Source organism: Vibrio splendidus (genome assembly GCF_003345295.1).
Classification (GTDB): Bacteria; Pseudomonadota; Gammaproteobacteria; order Enterobacterales; family Vibrionaceae; genus Vibrio; species Vibrio splendidus_K.
The window spans coordinates 1,040,139-1,058,791 of record NZ_CP031055.1; the positions used below are offsets into that span (position 1 = coordinate 1,040,139).

Consider the following 18,653-nt stretch of genomic DNA (forward strand, 5'->3'; position numbering starts at 1 on the left):
GGTTTTTATCTATTTAATTATCTATCTATACTGACTTTTCTGAAAGAAGAAAGCTGAGATTAGAAGTTAGCAGAGCGTGGCGTACGTGGGAATGGAATCACGTCACGAACGTTGCCCATACCTGTTACGTAAGATACTAGACGCTCAAAGCCAAGACCGAAGCCTGCGTGTGGCACGGTGCCGTATTTACGTAGGTCGCGGTACCAGCTCATGTGCTCAGGGTCGATACCCATACCAATCATGCGCTCGTCTAGAATGTCTAGACGTTCTTCACGTTGTGCACCACCGATGATTTCACCGATGCCTGGTGCAAGTACGTCCATTGCTGCAACTGTTTTACCGTCGTCGTTTAAGCGCATGTAGAAAGCTTTGATGTCTTTCGGGTAGTTCTTAACGATAACAGGCGCTTTAAAGTGCTCTTCAGCTAGGTAACGCTCATGCTCTGAAGACATGTCGATGCCCCACTCAACGTCGAATTCAAATTTCTTACCAGAATCTAGTAGGATTTGGATTGCGTCAGTGTAGTCAACTTGTGCGAAATCAGCGTCTACGAATTGCTCTAGACGAGTGATTGCTTCTTTGTCGATGCGAGAAGCGAAGAACTCAAGGTCGTCGCGGCGCTCTTCAAGAACAGCAGCAAAAACGTACTTAAGCATGTCTTCAGCCAGTTTCGCTACATCGTCAAGGTCTGCAAACGCAACTTCAGGCTCAACCATCCAGAACTCAGCTAGGTGGCGGCTTGTGTTTGAGTTTTCAGCACGGAACGTAGGACCGAACGTGTAAACCTTGCTTAGTGCACAAGCGTAAGCTTCAGCATTAAGTTGGCCAGATACTGTTAGGAAAGTCTCTTTACCGAAGAAATCTTCGTTGAAATCAACTTTGCCTTCGTCAGTGCGAGGTAGGTTTTCCATGTCTAGCGTAGATACGCGGAACATTTCACCAGCGCCTTCTGCATCAGATGCAGTGATAAGCGGAGCTGAAGTCCAGAAGAAACCTTGCTCGTGGTAGAAACGGTGAATCGCTTGCGATAAACAGTTACGTACACGTGCTACTGCGCCGATCACGTTAGTACGTGGGCGTAGGTGAGCAACTTCACGAAGGTATTCGATAGAGTGACGTGTCTTAGCCATTGGGTAAGTGTCAGCGTCTTCAACCCAGCCTACAACTTTAACGTCAGTTGCTGCTAGTTCGAAGTCTTGACCTTTCGCAGGAGACTCAACAATCTTACCAGTTACTTCAACAGAGCAGCCAGTTGTTAGCTTTAATACTTCGTCTTCGTAATTATTAAGATTATTAGGAACCACGGCCTGAATCGGGTCGAAACAAGAGCCGTCATAAATGGCAAGGAAAGAGATTCCAGCTTTGGAATCACGACGTGAACGGATCCAGCCGCGAACAGTTACTTCACTGTCTACCGCTAGCTTGCCGCCAAGTACGTCTGTTACAGGCGCGTAAGTCATGTTGATTTCATTCTCCATTGAGGGACAAATTCAACTCAAAGGTACTGGCATTAATACAAACAAATAGACATTTGCATAATAATTAGCCGAAACATTGAGTTGTATAAACTTTTTAAATCGATTGAACATATTACCTGTCATACAGACAGCTTCAACCTTTATTCTTGCTCGACGAAAGAAATATTGTGTCTACAGACAAGAAAAACCACTAAGGGTTGTTTTTTTGTTCGATTTCATGCGGTGCAATTGCCGTTAGACGTTTATAAACGTTATGTCGGAGTTAGGCTGTTAAACTAGGTTAGTAACCGTTTTGGTCAATAGCCGTAACCGTTTTGGTCAATAGCCGTAACCGTTTTAATGAATAGCAGTAACCGTTGACGAGCTGGTATAGGTTTGGAATCTTTGTTTGCAATAATGAATGTGTGATTGCATCAAGACTCACTTTATATTGGCGCGGCTCAAGCTAGCTCAATGCTTACGATCCAATTTAATACTTACGATCTAGTCTAATGCTTACTCGCTAGCTTAATTTGTACTGTTTACCTTAGTACCTATAATCAATCGGCTTGAGCTTACTTATTCAATAGCAAATCAATCACAAACCAGAGGAGTTTAATATTCACGTGTTAATTACGCCGCCTTAGCCCCTGCATTCTCTCTACACCCGCACTTTTCGAGCGCTCGCTCATTCAAGAAAAACAGTCGATCAAATTATGTCTGAACAAGGCAGGACTGGCTGTACAAGTAAAAGAGAATTACATGCTTAATTATTTAAAAAAACACTGGTTATCAAACGTTAAAGGAGATTCATTATCTGGGATTGTGGTTGCACTCGCATTAATCCCTGAAGCTATCGCATTTTCAATTATCGCAGGCGTCGACCCTAAAGTAGGACTTTATGCTTCTTTCTGTATCTGTGTTGTAACCGCTTTGGTTGGCAGTCGTCCGGGGATGATCTCTGGGGCAACGGGCGCAATGGCGCTGTTAATGGTTACTTTAGTTAAAGACCACGGGCTAGAATATCTACTCGCCGCTTCATTTCTTGCTGGCGTGATTCAAATTGCCGCGGGTTATCTCAAGCTGGGTAACTTAATGAACTTTGTTTCAAAATCAGTCATAACGGGTTTTGTTAACGCACTCGCGATTCTTATCTTCATGGCGCAACTCCCCGAACTCATCAATGTGCCATCAAGCGTTTACCTGTTAGTCGCTCTTGGTTTAGCTATTATCTATCTGCTTCCTTATTTCCCTAAATTAGGCAGTGCGATACCGTCTCCATTGATTGCCATCGTAGTACTTACTATCGTCAGTCTGCTCTTTGGTTTGGATGTCAGAACAATTGGCGATATGGGTAAGCTTCCCGATTCACTGCCTGTGTTCTTGATTCCTAATATTCCATTCACGTTTGATACGCTCGCAACCATCCTTCCATATTCTATTGCTCTGTCCCTCGTAGGTTTATTAGAGTCCTTAATGACAGCGACGATCGTCGATGATCTGACTGATACAGAAAGTAATAAAAACAATGAATGCAAAGGGCAGGGCGTAGCGAACATCGTGGCTTCACTATTTGGTGGTATGGCGGGGTGTGCGATGATTGGCCAGTCGATCATTAACATCAAATCTGGCGGCTTAACCCGATTATCCAGTCTGATCGCCGGGGTTGTTTTACTGCTAATGGTGGTGTTTGTTTCTGATTGGTTGAAGCTGATACCGATGGCCGCTTTAGTGTCTGTGATGATCATGGTTTCAATCGGCACGTTTTCATGGCGTTCTGTTGTTGAGCTTAAAGACCACACACTCCCAACCAATGTAACCATGCTAGCAACCGTGGCGGTGGTGGTGTTTACTCACAATCTCGCAATAGGTGTTGCGGTTGGCGTGGTGCTATCGGCTCTGTTTTATGCACATGCTAGCAAGTCGATGGTCTTTATATCCGATGAAGTGGTGACTAACGAAATGCACACTACCCACCGAGTAAAAGGCCATGTCTTCTTTGCTTCTTCAGATGCGTTTGTCGATCTATTTGATTATGACAATGCGACCTCTTTAGTGACCATCGATATTTCGGATGCGTCTTTCCTAGATAACACGTCGGTTGAGGCGCTTGATAAGGTCGTATTTAAGTTCCGTAAAAAGGGCGCTTATGTAGAAGTCGCAGGAATGGATACCGTGAGTGCGAATCTGATATTCAAACACGCGATGTACCACAAGCATAAAGATTTAACTGCGGTTTCCATTACGCACTAATCGTGGTTTAAGGTACTTTGAAAGCCTGAACTAGACATTGTTATGAAGATAAAGCGCTCATCTTTGAGCGCTTTTTTTGTTGATGTCGGTCTGGGAGTTCTAACGACCTATGACTGACCTTTATCGTTGGTGTTTGAGTTCGATAAGGTGAATTGGTTGATAAGAGATTCAAGGTGATCAGACAGCTCTTCTAAATCATTACTGATTCCACGAGTCTCAGCCGCAGACTGCGATGTGTTGTCGGCGTGAGAAGTGATGGTTTCAACTTTTTGTTGAACATCTTCAGTTGCGTGTGTAGTGGATTGCGTCTGTTGTTGAATATTTTTCGCATGAGCCAGCACTTGTTTCATTTCTTCAACGACACCATTCATTTCAACGGACAGAGCGTCGATATCTGTTGAGCTTTGATGTGCTTGTTCGCAAACACGGTCGGCCGAAGTTAACGACTCTTCGCTACCTTGTTGGAACTGATGGATAATCGATTCAATACTGCCTGTCGCTTCAGCCGTTCGTGATGCAAGATTACGAACTTCATCAGCAACCACAGCGAAACCACGGCCTTGTTCGCCTGCGCGAGCAGCTTCAATCGCTGCATTCAAGGCGAGCAGGTTAGTTTGATCGGCAATGCCTCGAATAACGCTCAATATTGAAGAGACCTCTCCGGTTTGCTCATTGAGTGTCAGTATCTTGTGTTTCACTTCTTCTATGCTGCTGACTAGGTTCTTTATCTCACTGCTTGCATCATGTGCTTGGTTAGCACTTTTACAGGCCACATCAGCGGTATGATTGATGAGTTCTGAGGCGGTTAAAGTGGCTTGTTCTACATTGACTTGCTGCGCCTGTATCCCTTCGATATTGTTTTGTACTTCAGCGGTTTCGTTTTGTTGATCGCTGGCGGCTTGCTCGGTAATTTGTGCAACACTGGTCAGTTGGTTGGCTGAAGCATTCAGTTTGTGTGAGGTGTCTTGTACCCTCTCTAAGCTGTTGGAAACAGTGCCCATGAACGAGTTGATGGAGTTAGCAAGCGTACCAATTTCATCTTTGCTTTGCTCTGGAAGCCGAGTGGATAGGTTCTTATCGCTGCTGACTTGGGTCATAAAGCGAGAGGTTTGTTGAAGCGGGCGAACGATTATCTTACGAATCAATCCCATAGTAAGAACGAATCCGGCAAAGGAGATCACCGCCATGATACCGATCGCTGTCATCGTTTGAGTATTGATCAGCGAGTTGACATGGCTAAGGTTATATTCAAGTCGAATTGCACCTAATACTTCCCCTTCTGGCGCCATATGACATGCCACACAATTGGTGCCGCGATAGTTCTCGCTCGACTTCATTGGCAGAGCAATAACCAAGCCTTTTCCCCAATCGGCAGAAAAGGGTTCGATAACGGTTTCACCCGCTAGCGCTCGTTTATCAATATCATCTACAGGTGTTTGGTTGTCATTGCCAGGCCCGTATAACTTACTCACCGCATCAGCACGCAATACACGAACATTTTCAATGCCTTCTTGAGCTAACGCTTTCTGACGAAGGGTCTCTTTTTGTGCCATAGTGCCAGTGAGCATCATCATATTGAGGCTATCGAAATAGTTGCTCGCTTTATCGTGAAGCTGTTCACTTAACACTGAGTTTACAAGTTGCTTTTGCTGCGAATATTGAAAGTAGGTCGATATTGCTAATAGAAAAGTGAACACAATGGCGAGGGCCACTAGGATTTTAAAGGTGATTGTTGAGCGCATAAGGTGTTTGTTTTTATTAATTATAATGACGCGCATACTTTACGTGTAAGAGACTCTACCACCTATGAGGTATAACCGATTGTGTGACCACACTCCGGTTGTGGTTATGTTTCTGTGATGTAGCGAGTTTGTGATGATGTTCTTTGGGCGAATGAAAGGGAGTTTATCGTTAAATTTGAAGAGTATGAAAAGCCTAATAAACGTACATGACTTAAATAAACATGTTCAGCGGGCTGTATTTATACTGGCCAAGCGTCATTATTAAAATCCACCTGCCAAAACAGGTGGATTTTTACTTTTACTTTTACTTTTACGTTTACTTTTGATTGCCGATTGCCGATTGCCAGTTAGCTGACGGTTGAAAGGGGAATGGCGTCAGAGATTGATTTCTCTAATCTGATGGCAATAAATTTAGAGGTAGGGGTAAAGGTTCGCTCACCATAGCTGTCTAGAGGAACCAAAGGGTTGGTTTCAGGATAGTAAGCCGCCGCCTGACCCTGTGGAACGTCATAAGCTACTAGGGTAAACCCTTTCACTTTTCTCGTTACACCATCTTCCCAAAGCGACACCATATCGACCTTGTCACCTGGTTCAAAACCGAGCTTCAATATATCAGCTTCATTGATAAACAAAACTTCGCGCATACCAAAGACACCGCGGTACCGATCATTCAAGCCATATAGCGTGGTGTTGTATTGGTCATGGGAACGCATGGTTTGCAAGATCAAATCGGGTTTATTAGCACCCTGCAACACCGCTTCATTAATCAGATGTTTTGGCAGTTCACTGGAGCCAAACTGCGCTTTGCCGCTGAGGGTGTTCCATTGACGATTTGCGGCGGGATTGACTAAATGAAATCCACCCGGATTTTCCAGTTTCTGATTGAAGTCAGTAAAGCCCGGAATCGTATCTGCAATGAGGTCTCGAATATGCCCATAATCTTGAATGACCCAATTCCAATCTATTGGATGGCTGCCCAATGTGGCATTGGCAATACCCGCGACAATGGCTGGTTCAGAACGTAAATGCTCTGATCGAGGCTCGAGCTGTCCGTAAGAGATGTGAACCATGCTGAAGGTATCTTCGACGGTGATGCCTTGTGGCCCATTAGCTTGTGTATCGATTTCCGTACGTCCCAAACATGGCAGAATCAGAGCATCTTGACCGGTAACAAGATGAGAGCGATTGAGCTTGGTTGAGATATGAACGGTTAGGTCACAATTTTTCATCGCCAGATGCGTGCGAGGAGTATCGGGTGTGGCTTGCGCAAAATTACCACCTAAACCAATAAAGACTTTCGAGCGTTTTTCCTCCATCGCTTTAATCGCTTGTATGGTGTTGTGGCCTACATCTCGCGGGGCATTGAAGTTAAAGCGGCGTTCTATGCTATCAAGAAATTGGTTTGACGGTTTTTCATCGATGCCCATCGTACGATCGCCTTGGACATTACTATGCCCCCTAACTGGTGATAGCCCAGCACCTGACTTACCGACGTTGCCGCGCAACAATTGCACATTGGCTACTTCTTTGATGGTTTGTACTGAATGACGATGTTGTGTTAGCCCCATAGCCCAACACATGATCACCTTTTCTGAACGGCGGTACATGTCTGCGACCATTTCTATTTCGCTTAAAGCTAACCCTGATTGTTCAGCGATATGCTCCCATGTTGTCGCATCAACTTCTGCTAAGTATTCATGAATACCTGTGGTGTGTTCGCTGATGAATTTACGATCAAATATGGCTTTTCCTTCGGTTGCGAGCGCATCACGTTCCCATTGCAGCAAATATTTAGCCATCCCACGAAAGACCGCCATATCGCCACCTAATGCTGGTCTTAAATAAGCGGTATTGGTTGGTTTTGAACCATTGCTTAACATTTCAACTGGAACTTGAGGATTTTGGAAACGTTCAAGTCCACGTTCTTTCAATGGATTGAAACAGATCACTTGAGCGCCGCGTTTTACCGCTTCACGCAAGGGTTCAAGCATGCGAGGGTGATTAGTACCTGGGTTTTGCCCGAGCACAAAGATCGCGTCTGCTTGTTCAAAGTCGTCAAAAATTACGGTTCCTTTGCCCACGCCGACCGTATCTTTCATGCCAATTGCACTGGCTTCGTGGCACATGTTTGAACAGTCAGGGAAGTTGTTTGTTCCAAACGCACGGACGAAGAGTTGGTACAAAAACGCCGCTTCATTACTGGCTCGACCCGAAGTGTAAAATTCGGCTTGATGTGGCGAGCCGAGTTGCTTCAAATGCTTGGCTACGAGCGAAAAGGCTTCATCCCACGCGATAGGAATATAGTGGTCGGATGCAGCGTCGTACTTCATCGGATGGGTTATTCGGCCTTGGTATTCCAGCCAGTAATCTGTTTGTGATGATAAGGATGTTACGCTGTGTTCAGCGAAAAAATTAGGATCCACAAATCGATTTGTGGCTTCCCAATTCACAGCTTTTGCACCGTTCTCACAGAAGTTCACTTTACTGCCGTGTGGGGATTCACCCCATGCGCATCCCGGACAATCAAAACCACCGTTTTGATTCGTTTTAAGCATTGTTCGAATGTTTTTGATGGCGTTTTCGCTGCCCCACCAACTCTTAGTGACGGCTTTTAACGCACCCCAACCACCAGCAGGACCTTTATATTTTTTTATCTGTTCTTTTTGGCTCACAACTGCACTCCTCACACACGGGAACGGCAGTAAACAAGGGAACCGGTAAAAACAGGCGCGTTATAAAAATAAGGCGGGAGTAAAACGGTTTTGATTATTTGGTATCGATACCTGTTTACTGCTTTGAATATTTAGAAATAGACTGGCTAATTGTTTGCCATGATCTAAATCAAAGGTTATGCCGTTAAGGGGCGGTGCGTCCAATTGATATTGCCGACTAAGTGATAAACAGAATCTATCATGGCGAGTAAATATGGAAAGTGTCGCTTTTGTCACAGTGATAAATAGATTTTTCATAGTGATAAATAAAATTTATTAGCCAGTGCGATGTGAGCTCTATTTTACGAGATATTTGTTAATCAGCCTTGATATAGCTGAGTCTCCCATGATAGTTGCTGTCTATCACGCTATAGATAATTTAGATTTGACCTATATTTAAATTAGGCATACTTTGATTTAAATCAAAGATACCGTTGTTATTTTAGCTGTTGCTTTACAGATTGAGCCATTTCCCGTGATAGGTATTTTCAATCACAGAGAACCGTTAATGTACGACGAACGCGAAGAAGACGCTTCATTTCAAGGTTTTACTAATCATTCATGGATATAAAACAACTTAAGTATTTAATCGCTTTAGATCAAACGAAACACTTTGGTCAGGCTGCGACACTTTGTCATATTACTCAGCCTACGTTGTCGATGAGGATAAGGCGTTTAGAAGAAGAGTTAGACCTCGAGTTGATTTCAAGAAGTCAACGTTTTGAAGGGTTTACCGAAGCGGGTGAACGTATATTGGCTTGGGCAAAGACGGTCTTAGCGGCTCATGACGGTTTACAAGCCGAAGCGGCTAACTGCCGTGGCCAACTGGTCGGCTCGCTAAGAGTTGGCATGGTGCCTTTAGCCAGTCAAAACCCGATGCAGTTGATTAAGCCTTTAGCAGAAAAATTCCCTGAACTTCGCTTTCAAATTTTGTCGATGACATCTGAGCAGATCATAGACCAGCTCAATCGTAACCAACTTGATTTAGGCATGTGTTACACCGACCAGATCAATACGGCTTATTTTGACGTTATAGAAATGAACTCGACGGATTTAGGCATTCTGTATGACAGCCGATTTTTTGATTTTGCTGAGTCGGAAGTCTTATGGGAATCACTCAATAGCATTCCTTTGGGGCTTTTGTCTAAAGGTATGCATTATCGTCATTCGATTGATTTGAGCTTCGGTAGTAAAGGCCTAGTTCCGCAGACTTTGATTGAAAGTAACTCTACGTTTCACCTGATCCAAGCCGTTACCAGTGGCCTGTGCTGTGCTGTTATGCCGCTTAACTCTGGATTGGAAGAGCTCAATGAACAACTGCGTATCGTACCTATAGAAAAAGCCGTGGTGCATTCGCCTCTAGGTCTACTTAAGCGTAAACAAGAACCTTATTCGGCACTCACTGATCAGTGTTTTTCTGAAGCAAAACACTTGTTTAATCAGTGATGTTTGTTTAACCAGTGATGTCTATTTAATCAGTAATACTAGTTTAATAAGTAACGTTTTCAGTCTGAATCGATATCGTCAAGCTGACCGTCTTTCCGGGTGATTTTATGAGATGTATAACTCAATCCTATATTGAACTGCCTGATTTTAATCAAGCGCCTCCACAGCCCAATGCCATGAGCTATCGAGAGCTTACGGGCTATAGCATGGTGGTGGATGCCCCTCTGGCAAACGAATCTGCATTGGCGATCAGTTATAACGGGATCAGTCAGGCGGTTATGATGGTGACGCCCGGTCACATGGAAGACTTTGTGCGCGGTTTTAGTTTAAGTACCGGTATTGTAAAAAAATTCAGTGAGATTCGTGATATTGAGATTGGTGGCAATGGTGAATCTCATTTTGCGCAAGTAGAAATCAGCAATCGCGCTTTTTGGGACATGAAAACTCAGCGGCGTAACTTGGCTGGAACCACAGGTTGTGGTTTGTGCGGTGTTGAGGCGCTTGAACAAGCACTTCCGGATTTGGTTCCATTGCCATCGTCATTACCACCCAGTCCACTGGTTTTTCAGGGGTTGAGAGGGCGAATTGCTGAACATCAAAAAGCAGCCAAAATATCCGGTGCTTTACATGCCGCTTTGTTTGCGAATTCGAAAGGTGAAATTTCACTTTGTCGTGAAGACATCGGCCGCCACAACGCACTGGATAAACTAATAGGGGCGATGGCCGTGAACGACATCAACCCTAAGTCGGGGTTCGCCATTATGACGAGTCGTTGCAGTTTAGAGCTTATCCATAAAGCTGTGCGTGCTGAAATTGCAACCTTGGTTTGTTTGTCGGCTCCGACCTCATTGACGGTTGAATGGGCAAGACGTAATCGCTTAAATCTGATTCACTTACCCAACAGCAGTCCACCTCGTTTATATAGCCCTGCGCCTTAATGTAATGTTTTCGTTTGGATAAAAAGAGAGACCATTGTGTCTCTCTTTGGTTTTTATTATAAATGATTATTGTTTTACGCGGTTTGGTGGTTAATTTATATCCAAATGGCTGTTTTGTTCAATTTAATAGCAAAAAATGTGGTTATAGCGTTGTGTTTCAAAGCTCATTCGATAAGATGAAAACACCTCTAATGACAGAGGTAGGGCAGCAATGGATACGCTGCTTCAATTACTATGGAATGTGACTTAATTATTGGACACATACATGAAATTCAAGATTACATCACCGATTATTGAACCTACGGAAGGTTCACCACATCAGTTAACGCAAACTCACGCTTCTCGTTTTACCTCTTTTAAGACAAGCTCCCCTTTGAACACCTTGTTCGACCACGTCTCTGCACGCTTCTTTACCGCTTATCGCTCCTATTGTTATTCGTTTTATAACTCTATTTCTATCTGAACTCCTTTGTCATCCGCTCGATGTACGAAGACTCACATCTATAAAAACTAAACAAATAAGTTAAAAACAATGAATATTAAAATGATGGGTAGCTCCCTAATTATCGCTGGTACCGCTCTCGGTGCTGGTATGCTTGCGATCCCAATGGTATTAGCTCAATTCGGATTGCTTTACGGCACACTGCTGATGGTTCTGATCTGCTTCGGTACGACTTACGCAGCATTATTACTTCTAGAAGCGACCATCAAAGCCGGTGGCGGTCTAGGGTTGAACTCTATTGCTCGAAAAACTCTGGGCAAACAAGGGCAGTTGATTACCAACGGCTTACTTTACGCGTTATTGATTTGCCTATTGATGGCCTACATTCTGGGTGCGGGTGATTTGCTGAGTAAGTTACTGTCTAACTTCGGTGTCGACATTAGCGCAACGACGAGCCAAATCACGTTTACTTTACTTGCGGGTGCTGTTGTCGCAAGTGGCACCGGTGTGATTGATAAACTCAACCGTGCACTGTTCTTCGTGATGCTTGCTAGCTTGTTTGCAACCATGGTGTTCTTAGCGCCGAGCATGACTCAAGAAAACTTGATGCAGGTAACCAGCCATGACCACGTTGATCTAATCAAAACCAGTGCCATCCTGTTTACGAGCTTTGGCTTTATGGTTGTGATTCCAACCTTGGTTTCTTACAACCACGAAGCGACAGACAAACAGCTGCGTAACATGGTGATCGTCGGTTCTCTGATCCCATTAGTGTGCTACTTGTGTTGGTTGTTTGCGGTAGTGGGTAACCTGAGTGAAGAGCAATTCAGAAGCTTTAAAAATGTGTCTGACTTGATGGCGGCGTTTGAAGCTCAGTCTCCTTGGGTGGGTAACGTTCTGTCTACCTTCACTGGCTTAGCGTTGCTGACCTCTTTCTTTGGTGTAGCAATGGCGTTGTTCAACCAGAACAAAGACATGTTTAACCAAAACACAGCGGTTACTTACTGCATTAGTTTCATCTTGCCGCTGGCGGGTTCACTGCTTGCTGCGGATAAGTTCCTACAAGTGTTGAACTATGCAGGCATCATCTTAGTGTTCTTGGCGGTCTTTGTTCCTCTGGTTATGGTTCATAAGCAACGCTTTATGAAAGTAGCGGAAGACAGATACAGCGCTGAAGGTGGCCGGCCAATGATGCTTTTCTCATTGCTCTTTGGTTGCTTCTTGCTTATCTCACAAGTGATTTAGCAAACCAATTTGGTCGGTTGAATAAATCAGTCACCAAGTTTCAGATACAAAAAAAGGAACGCATTGGCGTTCCTTTTTATTATCTGCTTATTAAAAGCAGACTGAGTTAAGTGTTGGCTTGTTAACTGATGCTGGCCAATAAATGAATACGGACTAGCAAGGCAATATTAACTAACAAACGAATGCTAATTAACAAACCACTTTAACTGCCAAACCACCTTGAGATGTCTCACGGTATTTAGCGTTCATGTCTTTACCTGTTTCTAGCATTGTTTCGATAACTTTATCGAGAGAAACAGTAGGAGCAGAAGAGCGACGAAGTGCCATACGAGTTGAGTTGATTGCTTTCACTGCAGCAATACCGTTACGCTCGATACATGGTACTTGTACTTGGCCTGCAACTGGGTCACACGTTAGACCTAGGTTGTGCTCCATGCCGATTTCTGCAGCCATACATACTTGCTCAGGGCTACCACCCATAAGCTCAGCCAGACCAGCAGCAGCCATAGAACATGCTACGCCAACTTCACCCTGACAGCCAACTTCAGCGCCAGAGATAGAAGCGTTACGCTTATACAGACCACCGATCGCGCCAGAAGCTGCGAAGTAACGGATGTAGTCTTTCTCTGTCACTGTTTGAATGAACTTATCGTAGTAAGCCAATACCGCAGGGATAATGCCACACGCGCCGTTTGTCGGTGCTGTTACTACACGACCGCCAGCAGCGTTTTCTTCATTTACTGCGAAAGCAAACATGTTCACCCAATCAACAACCGTCATTGGATCGTTGGTTGTTTTTTCTGAAGTAATCAGAAGTTGGCGAAGTGAAGCTGCACGACGAGGAACACGCAGTGGACCAGGCAAGATACCTTCAGTATTCATACCGCGATCCATACACTCGCGCATCGTTCTCCAGATGTTAGCGAAGTAAGTGCGAGACTCTTCGTCTGAGTGGAAAGCCGCTTGGTTTTTCATAACCAGTGTACTGATAGAAAGACCGCTTTCTTTACACTGATTAACCAGCTCTTCAGCTGTTGTGAATTCGTATGGTGCTTTAATTGGGTTTTCTTCTTCTTTGCCGAAGCTCTCTTCGTCAACGATGAAACCGCCACCAATTGAGTAGTACGTTTTTGAGTAAGCTACTTCGTCATCAACCCAAGCATGAATGCTCATGCCATTCTCGTGTAGAGAAAGGTTCGAAGTATGGAAATTCATTCCGCCATCTTTCGGGAACGAAACAGTATGACAGTGCATACCAACAGGTAGACGTTCAGTTTCTTCTACGCGAGCAATGAAACCTGCGATAGAGTCGATATCCACTTTCTCAGGAGTATTGCCAGCAAGACCCATGATGATTGCGATATCTGTGTGGTGACCTTTCCCTGTCAGTGATAGTGATCCATATACGTCCACGGTGATTTTAGTGATGTCGCGCAATTTTCCCATTGAACGTAGGTCATCAATAAACTCTTTACCCGCTTTCATTGGTCCAACTGTGTGTGAGCTCGATGGACCAACACCGATTTTATAGATATCAAATACACTAATCATAGCGATTACCTCAAAAAGAGAGCCTCCCAAGGGGAGTAGGGAGGCTCATTTATTATCATTATATTTTTTGTCTAATCTCGCGATATAAGATGGATGCCATCTTATAAAAAGGCTTGAGATTAAAGAGCGCCGTAGATTACAGAACTAATAGCCGCTAGACCACATAAAGCTGTAAAGATTTGCACAGGTGCTGAAGTTTTGTACTTAGCCATTGCTGGTACTTTCTGCATCGCGAATACAGGCATCAGGAACAGGATAGCTGCAATCATTGGAGCACCCATTGTTTCAATCATACCTAGGATGCTTGGGTTAACTACCGCAACAATCCAAGTTGTAACAACGATGAACGCTAGAGATGCTTTCTCAATCGTGCTGATTGAAGAACCAGAGCGAGATTTGATTAGACCAACAAGACCTTCATGAGCACCTAGGAAGTGACCGAAGTAGCTAGAAGTAATCGCTGCGAACGCTACTAGAGGACCCATGTAAGAGATAAGTGGAGACTCGTGAACGTTAGCTAGGTAAGAAAGTACAGAGATGTTTTGCGCTTGTGCTGTAGCTAGTTGCTCTGGAGATAGAGAAAGCACTACAGAGAATACGAAGAACATTACAAAACCCATCAGCATCATTGCTGCGCCGCCAGTGATCGCGTCAGTTTTCTTAACTGCGTCTTCACCGTATACACGACGTTGCTCTTTAGAGAACTGTGAAATGATTGGGCTGTGGTTGAAAGAGAACACGATGATTGGAATCGCAAGCCAGATAATAGAAGGCATTGAAGACCATTCTGGGCTTGTTTCCATCATTGAAGTGTTCCATTCAGGAACTAGGTAGAAAGACAGCGCTAGTAGGACGAATACTAGTGGGTAAACCATTGCTGAAGTTGCTTTAAGCATCAGCTCTTTACCGAATACAACACCTGCTGTCATAGCAAGGATCAGTGCACCAGAAAGAAGAGGACGTGGAATAGATTCCATACCCATTTGGTTTACTAGGAAAGAATCAACCGTGTTTGTGATACCAACACCGTAGATAAGAACGATTGGGTAGATAGCGAAAAAGTAAGCAAAAGTAATAATGTTTGCGCCAGTCTTACCGAAGTGCTCTTCAACTGTGTCTGTAATATCAGCTTCAGGGTTTTTAGCAGACAGTACGAAACGAGCTAGAGATTTGTGTGCGAACCAAGTCATTGGTGCCGCGATTAGAGCTAGGATAACTAATGGCCAAAAACCACCCGCACCAGCTTTGATTGGAAGGAATAGTACGCCAGCACCAACTGCTGTACCGAATAGTGATAAACACCAGGTAAAATCTTTATAGTTAAACTTGCTTGAATCTTTAACGGCATTTGCCGAAGAAGTTGTTGTGTTCATGTTAAATTACTCATTTTTTGGGAACAGGAAATAAGTTGGGGCTAATTCTGCAGAATTTTCTTCTGCAAAAAATAGATCTAAATCATGTAATGAAACGGCGTGTCACATGATATGCGAAAAACGGATTTTTGATCACGAAATTGGCGTGCTACAGGTGATTTATGCTCATGCTAGGTATTAGTTTTTATTATGCGAATGGCGGGGGTGGTTAGATTTATACCAAGAAAACGTTTGCGTAAAATTGCATTAATAAATCTGTTCTATAGAAAGGCTGGATTTTGTTAACAGAGATTAAACAAAACGTAGTTGCTATGTAATTTGTTGCACTACATGTCGCTGCAGGGATTGGATGATTTGAGCTGTAACGCCCCAAATTAGGTGCTCTTCGAAGGGCATCGCAAAAACACGATGCTTGATTTGTTTAACGTTAACAGTGTGGCTGTGTAACTTAGCTTGGTCTAAAACATAGGTGGCAGGCACCTCAAAAATCGAGGCCACTTCGTTCTCATCGATGATGGCTTCATAGTCAGGATCGACCATTGCAACAATCGGTGTCACAGAAAATTTACTAATAGTACTCAATGCAGGTAATTGGCCAACAATTTTAACTTGATCCGATCGAATTCCCACCTCTTCGTGGAGTTCTCTAAGTGCAGTGAATTGCATAGAAGGGTCGGAAAGTTCGTGTTTACCCCCAGGAAAGCTGACTTGGCCTGGATGATGCTTTAAATGAGCGGCTCTTTTAGTAAAAATGACATGTAAACCATCTTCTCGTTCCACTAAACCGACCACCACTGCCGCTTTGCGCAATTGATCGCCACTGATATGCGAAACACGCTCTACAGATTCGGGATGATAGCCAACTGTAGGATTAAGCTGGAATTGTTGAAGGAAGTTTTCTTTATTCATATCAAGCCAATATATTGATTATTATGATTTTAAGTATAGACATAACCGTGGGCTGATTGCCAATTTTGAGTGTGTCTTCATTTACTTACCCTTAGTTCAGTCATTTACTAAGCATAATAAAGGAGAGGGGGAGTCACCCATCTCCTCAAAACGAGGGGTTTTGCTATATTCAATATTTGCACATTTCCGAGTAAGCGTTACCCATGTCATAAAATTAGGTGATGAAACGTAGTTTTTTTGTTTAAGAATTTGATAACAATAACTTAGTAGACCATTCTAAAAAGAAATAGAAGAAAAGGTATGAGATGAAAGGAATCATATTCACCGAATTTTTAGAGCTTGTTGAAGACAAGTTTGGGCTAGAGCTTTTGGAAGAAGTTTTAGAGATGTCAGAAGACGAAGGGATCTACACGTCGGTCGGAAGCTATGACCACAAAGACCTTGTCAGGTTGATTATCAACTTGAGTAAGAAAACCGATATTGATGCAGCCAGTTTACAGCGTGTTTTTGGGCAGTCAGTCTTTAAGAACTTATTGGCCTCATTGCCTAATAAAGCGAGCCTTGCTCATAGCACGACCACCTTTCAATTTATCCAACACGTAGAGCGCTATATTCACGTTGAAGTGAAGAAGCTCTATCCGGATGCGGAGCCGCCTGAATTCAGCTTTATCACCACGACTGAAGCACAGCTTGTTTTTGACTATAAAAGCGCAAGGTGCATGTCTCACGTTTGTTTGGGGCTTATTGAAGGGTGTGCTGAATACCACGGTGAATCTATCGCGGTTGAAATGACGCCGCAAAATGATGACCAAAGCGTGGTTAGGTTTAATCTCAAAGTAGAAAAGTGATATGGATCCGGCATCTGCCATAGAGAAGAAACTTAAGCGTCAAATCGCGGCCAGGAAAGCGGCTGAAGTGTTGTTGGAACAAAAGAGCCTCGAACTGTTTGAGGCTAACCAACAGCTTGAACTTGCTCTGCGTCAGCTAGAAAAGCGCTCCAATGCGAATATACGTCGTATTGAATTCCAAGAACAAATCGACAACTTGTTGATTGATTTCGGGCGCGCGTTCCTTAGAAACGATCTCGATGACATCATGTTGTCACAATTGACGATGAATGTGGCTAACAGTTACTTGATCGAAGCCAGTCGTTTGATTTTGCCTCCCAAGCTGATTCCTCAGTTACACACCTACGACTATGGTGACGAAGCCGTCGAGGTGATAGAGCAATACATTCAAGAACCTCATTGGCAAGGCAACTTGCTAACGGTGCCATTAGAGGTCGAAAAGGTCATAGTCGGTGCGTTAATCGTGAAGGTCAGATTGTTAGACCAGGACTACGAATTCATTCAAAGCCAACTGTTGTTAGTGACCGATCTTATCTGCAGTGCACTAACTCATCAGCTTGCTATCAATCGAAATGTTGAGTCACGTAAACGAGCGGAAGAGTCCGAGAGGGCAACGCGCGACTTTGTGGCCATGATTAACCATGAATTAAGAACTCCGCTTAATGGTTTGCTAGGTAGTGCAGAATTGATCAGCGATACCGAACTCAGCAGTTCTCAGCGTGAAATAGTGAATAACCTGAGCCAATCTGGAGAGTTTCTCAGAACCATCATTAATGATTTGCTTGATTTCAGCAAAATCAATGCAGGGATGTTGGATCTTATTCCCAAGAAATTTGCGTTGCATGATTTGAGAAATACGATTGAAAGTATCTTCGTCAATCGCGCGATTGAGAAGCAGATCGAATTTAATATCAGTGTCGCTTCTAACGTACCTTCTCATTTCCAAGGCGATTTAGAACGTATCACGCAACTGTTTGTAAACTTAATCGGTAATGCGATCAAATTTACAGAAGAGGGGCACGTCAATGTCGATATTGAGTGGGACAAAAACCAGTTTGTTTTCTCAGTGGAAGATACTGGGGTAGGCATTGCCGAATCTGCACATAAGACGCTGTTTGAACCTTTTACTCAGGCTGATAACTCAAGTAGCCGAAACTATGAGGGTACCGGGCTTGGGTTAGCGATTTGTCGTAAGCTGGTGGCTTTAATGAATGGCGATATTGGGGTGACCAGTATTGTTGGCTCAGGTACTACGTTTACCATTTCGATTCCTCTTCAGGTTGTCGACGTACCAGCAGAGAGCGATAGTGTCGCCAAAGGCTTTGAATCTGAAGTCGAATTGTCACTGCTTGAAGTGCTCGTAGTTGATGATATTAAGATGAACCAGATCATCATCCAACAAATGTTACGTAAACATGAGATTGAACCTGTTATTGCAAGTAACGGTGTAGAAGGACTCGAGCTAGCCTCAAATAATGACTACGACATTGTGTTCATGGATTGCAGAATGCCAGTTATGGACGGCTTTGAAGCGACAGAGAAGCTAAGAAATAAAGGGTATTCGAAGTCTATAGTTGCACTGACTGCCGGAACGACGCTTGAAGAGCGGGAACGCTGTATTCAATGTGGAATGGATGACATTCTTAGTAAGCCTTATACGGCCAACGACCTTAAAGAGATGCTCAAGAAGTGGGGTGTTACGCCTGCGAAAGTAACTTAGAGCTTGTTAGCTAAAGTA

General features: G+C 43.8%; 13 protein-coding genes. 7 read left to right on the top strand and 6 right to left on the bottom strand.

Going from position 1 to position 18,653, the window contains the following annotated elements:
• Positions 1 to 59 precede the first annotated feature (59 nt).
• Positions 60 to 1,460 carry an asparagine--tRNA ligase gene (gene asnS / locus DUN60_RS04630; protein WP_004734710.1) on the bottom strand — a complete coding sequence of 467 codons (1,401 nt, stop codon included), beginning with the start codon at positions 1,458 to 1,460 and terminating at the stop codon, positions 60 to 62.
• Between the two features lie 759 nt (positions 1,461 to 2,219).
• Between asnS and DUN60_RS04635 the strand changes: the two genes are divergently transcribed.
• Positions 2,220 to 3,710, top strand: a complete 1,491-nt coding sequence (locus tag DUN60_RS04635; protein ID WP_054546562.1) for a SulP family inorganic anion transporter — start codon at positions 2,220 to 2,222, stop codon at positions 3,708 to 3,710.
• Between the two features lie 107 nt (positions 3,711 to 3,817).
• Here DUN60_RS04635 and DUN60_RS04640 read toward each other — a convergent pair whose 3' ends face one another.
• Positions 3,818 to 5,452 (bottom strand): methyl-accepting chemotaxis protein, encoded by a 1,635-nt coding sequence (locus DUN60_RS04640; protein ID WP_114634298.1) that lies wholly within the window; start codon positions 5,450 to 5,452, stop codon positions 3,818 to 3,820.
• A gap of 347 nt (positions 5,453 to 5,799) precedes the next feature.
• On the bottom strand, positions 5,800 to 8,124 hold the full coding sequence (locus DUN60_RS04645) for an FdhF/YdeP family oxidoreductase (RefSeq protein ID WP_114633295.1): 2,325 nt from the start codon (positions 8,122 to 8,124) through the stop codon (positions 5,800 to 5,802).
• Between the two features lie 600 nt (positions 8,125 to 8,724).
• On the opposite strand from DUN60_RS04645, the gene DUN60_RS04650 reads away from it, so the two are divergent.
• The 4 genes from DUN60_RS04650 (at position 8,725) to DUN60_RS04660 (ending at position 12,234) form a co-directional block, all read left to right on the top strand.
• A complete protein-coding gene (locus tag DUN60_RS04650) occupies positions 8,725 to 9,609 on the top strand; it encodes a LysR family global transcriptional regulator AcsS (RefSeq protein WP_114633296.1) in 885 nt (294 codons plus the stop codon).
• A 107-nt stretch (positions 9,610 to 9,716) separates the two neighbouring features.
• A complete protein-coding gene (gene fdhD, locus DUN60_RS04655; RefSeq protein WP_114633297.1) occupies positions 9,717 to 10,547 on the top strand; it encodes a formate dehydrogenase accessory sulfurtransferase FdhD in 831 nt (276 codons plus the stop codon).
• A gap of 265 nt (positions 10,548 to 10,812) precedes the next feature.
• The gene (locus tag DUN60_RS24415; protein ID WP_131825228.1) at positions 10,813 to 11,010 is read left to right on the top strand and encodes a hypothetical protein; all 198 of its coding nucleotides are present in this window, start codon (positions 10,813 to 10,815) and stop codon (positions 11,008 to 11,010) included.
• Between the two features lie 81 nt (positions 11,011 to 11,091).
• Positions 11,092 to 12,234, top strand: coding sequence for an amino acid permease (locus tag DUN60_RS04660; protein ID WP_114633298.1), 1,143 nt, complete (start codon positions 11,092 to 11,094; stop codon positions 12,232 to 12,234).
• Between the two features lie 189 nt (positions 12,235 to 12,423).
• On the opposite strand, the gene DUN60_RS04665 is transcribed toward DUN60_RS04660, so the two are convergent.
• The 3 genes from DUN60_RS04665 to DUN60_RS04675 form a co-directional block, all read right to left on the bottom strand.
• Positions 12,424 to 13,785, bottom strand: a complete 1,362-nt coding sequence (locus DUN60_RS04665) for an L-serine ammonia-lyase (protein ID WP_054546558.1) — start codon at positions 13,783 to 13,785, stop codon at positions 12,424 to 12,426.
• Positions 13,786 to 13,904: 119 nt separating this feature from the next.
• Positions 13,905 to 15,158 carry an aromatic amino acid transport family protein gene (locus DUN60_RS04670; protein ID WP_004734718.1) on the bottom strand — a complete coding sequence of 418 codons (1,254 nt, stop codon included), beginning with the start codon at positions 15,156 to 15,158 and terminating at the stop codon, positions 13,905 to 13,907.
• A gap of 309 nt (positions 15,159 to 15,467) precedes the next feature.
• Positions 15,468 to 16,067 (bottom strand): CoA pyrophosphatase, encoded by a 600-nt coding sequence (locus tag DUN60_RS04675; protein WP_017080578.1) that lies wholly within the window; start codon positions 16,065 to 16,067, stop codon positions 15,468 to 15,470.
• A gap of 305 nt (positions 16,068 to 16,372) precedes the next feature.
• Between DUN60_RS04675 and DUN60_RS04680 the strand changes: the two genes are divergently transcribed.
• Complete coding sequence (locus DUN60_RS04680; protein ID WP_017080579.1) at positions 16,373 to 16,915, top strand: heme NO-binding domain-containing protein; 543 nt, start codon at positions 16,373 to 16,375, stop codon at positions 16,913 to 16,915.
• Position 16,916: 1 nt separating this feature from the next.
• A complete protein-coding gene (locus DUN60_RS04685) occupies positions 16,917 to 18,635 on the top strand; it encodes an ATP-binding protein (RefSeq protein WP_114633299.1) in 1,719 nt (572 codons plus the stop codon).
• The last annotated feature ends 18 nt before the right edge of the window (positions 18,636 to 18,653 follow it).

Bases quoted from the DNA above. Each gene is read 5' to 3' on its own strand.
- asnS (WP_004734710.1), bottom strand. From the start codon at position 1,460: ATGACTTACGCGCCTGTAACAGACGTACTTGGCGGCAAGCTAGCGGTA.
- DUN60_RS04635 (WP_054546562.1), top strand. From the start codon at position 2,220: ATGCTTAATTATTTAAAAAAACACTGGTTATCAAACGTTAAAGGAGAT.
- DUN60_RS04685 (WP_114633299.1), top strand. From the start codon at position 16,917: ATGGATCCGGCATCTGCCATAGAGAAGAAACTTAAGCGTCAAATCGCG.
- DUN60_RS04650 (WP_114633296.1), top strand. From the start codon at position 8,725: ATGGATATAAAACAACTTAAGTATTTAATCGCTTTAGATCAAACGAAA.
- DUN60_RS04665 (WP_054546558.1), bottom strand. From the start codon at position 13,785: ATGATTAGTGTATTTGATATCTATAAAATCGGTGTTGGTCCATCGAGC.
- DUN60_RS04675 (WP_017080578.1), bottom strand. From the start codon at position 16,067: ATGAATAAAGAAAACTTCCTTCAACAATTCCAGCTTAATCCTACAGTT.
- DUN60_RS04670 (WP_004734718.1), bottom strand. From the start codon at position 15,158: ATGAACACAACAACTTCTTCGGCAAATGCCGTTAAAGATTCAAGCAAG.
- DUN60_RS04680 (WP_017080579.1), top strand. From the start codon at position 16,373: ATGAAAGGAATCATATTCACCGAATTTTTAGAGCTTGTTGAAGACAAG.
- DUN60_RS24415 (WP_131825228.1), top strand. From the start codon at position 10,813: ATGAAATTCAAGATTACATCACCGATTATTGAACCTACGGAAGGTTCA.
- fdhD (WP_114633297.1), top strand. From the start codon at position 9,717: ATGAGATGTATAACTCAATCCTATATTGAACTGCCTGATTTTAATCAA.
- DUN60_RS04660 (WP_114633298.1), top strand. From the start codon at position 11,092: ATGATGGGTAGCTCCCTAATTATCGCTGGTACCGCTCTCGGTGCTGGT.
- DUN60_RS04640 (WP_114634298.1), bottom strand. From the start codon at position 5,452: ATGCGCTCAACAATCACCTTTAAAATCCTAGTGGCCCTCGCCATTGTG.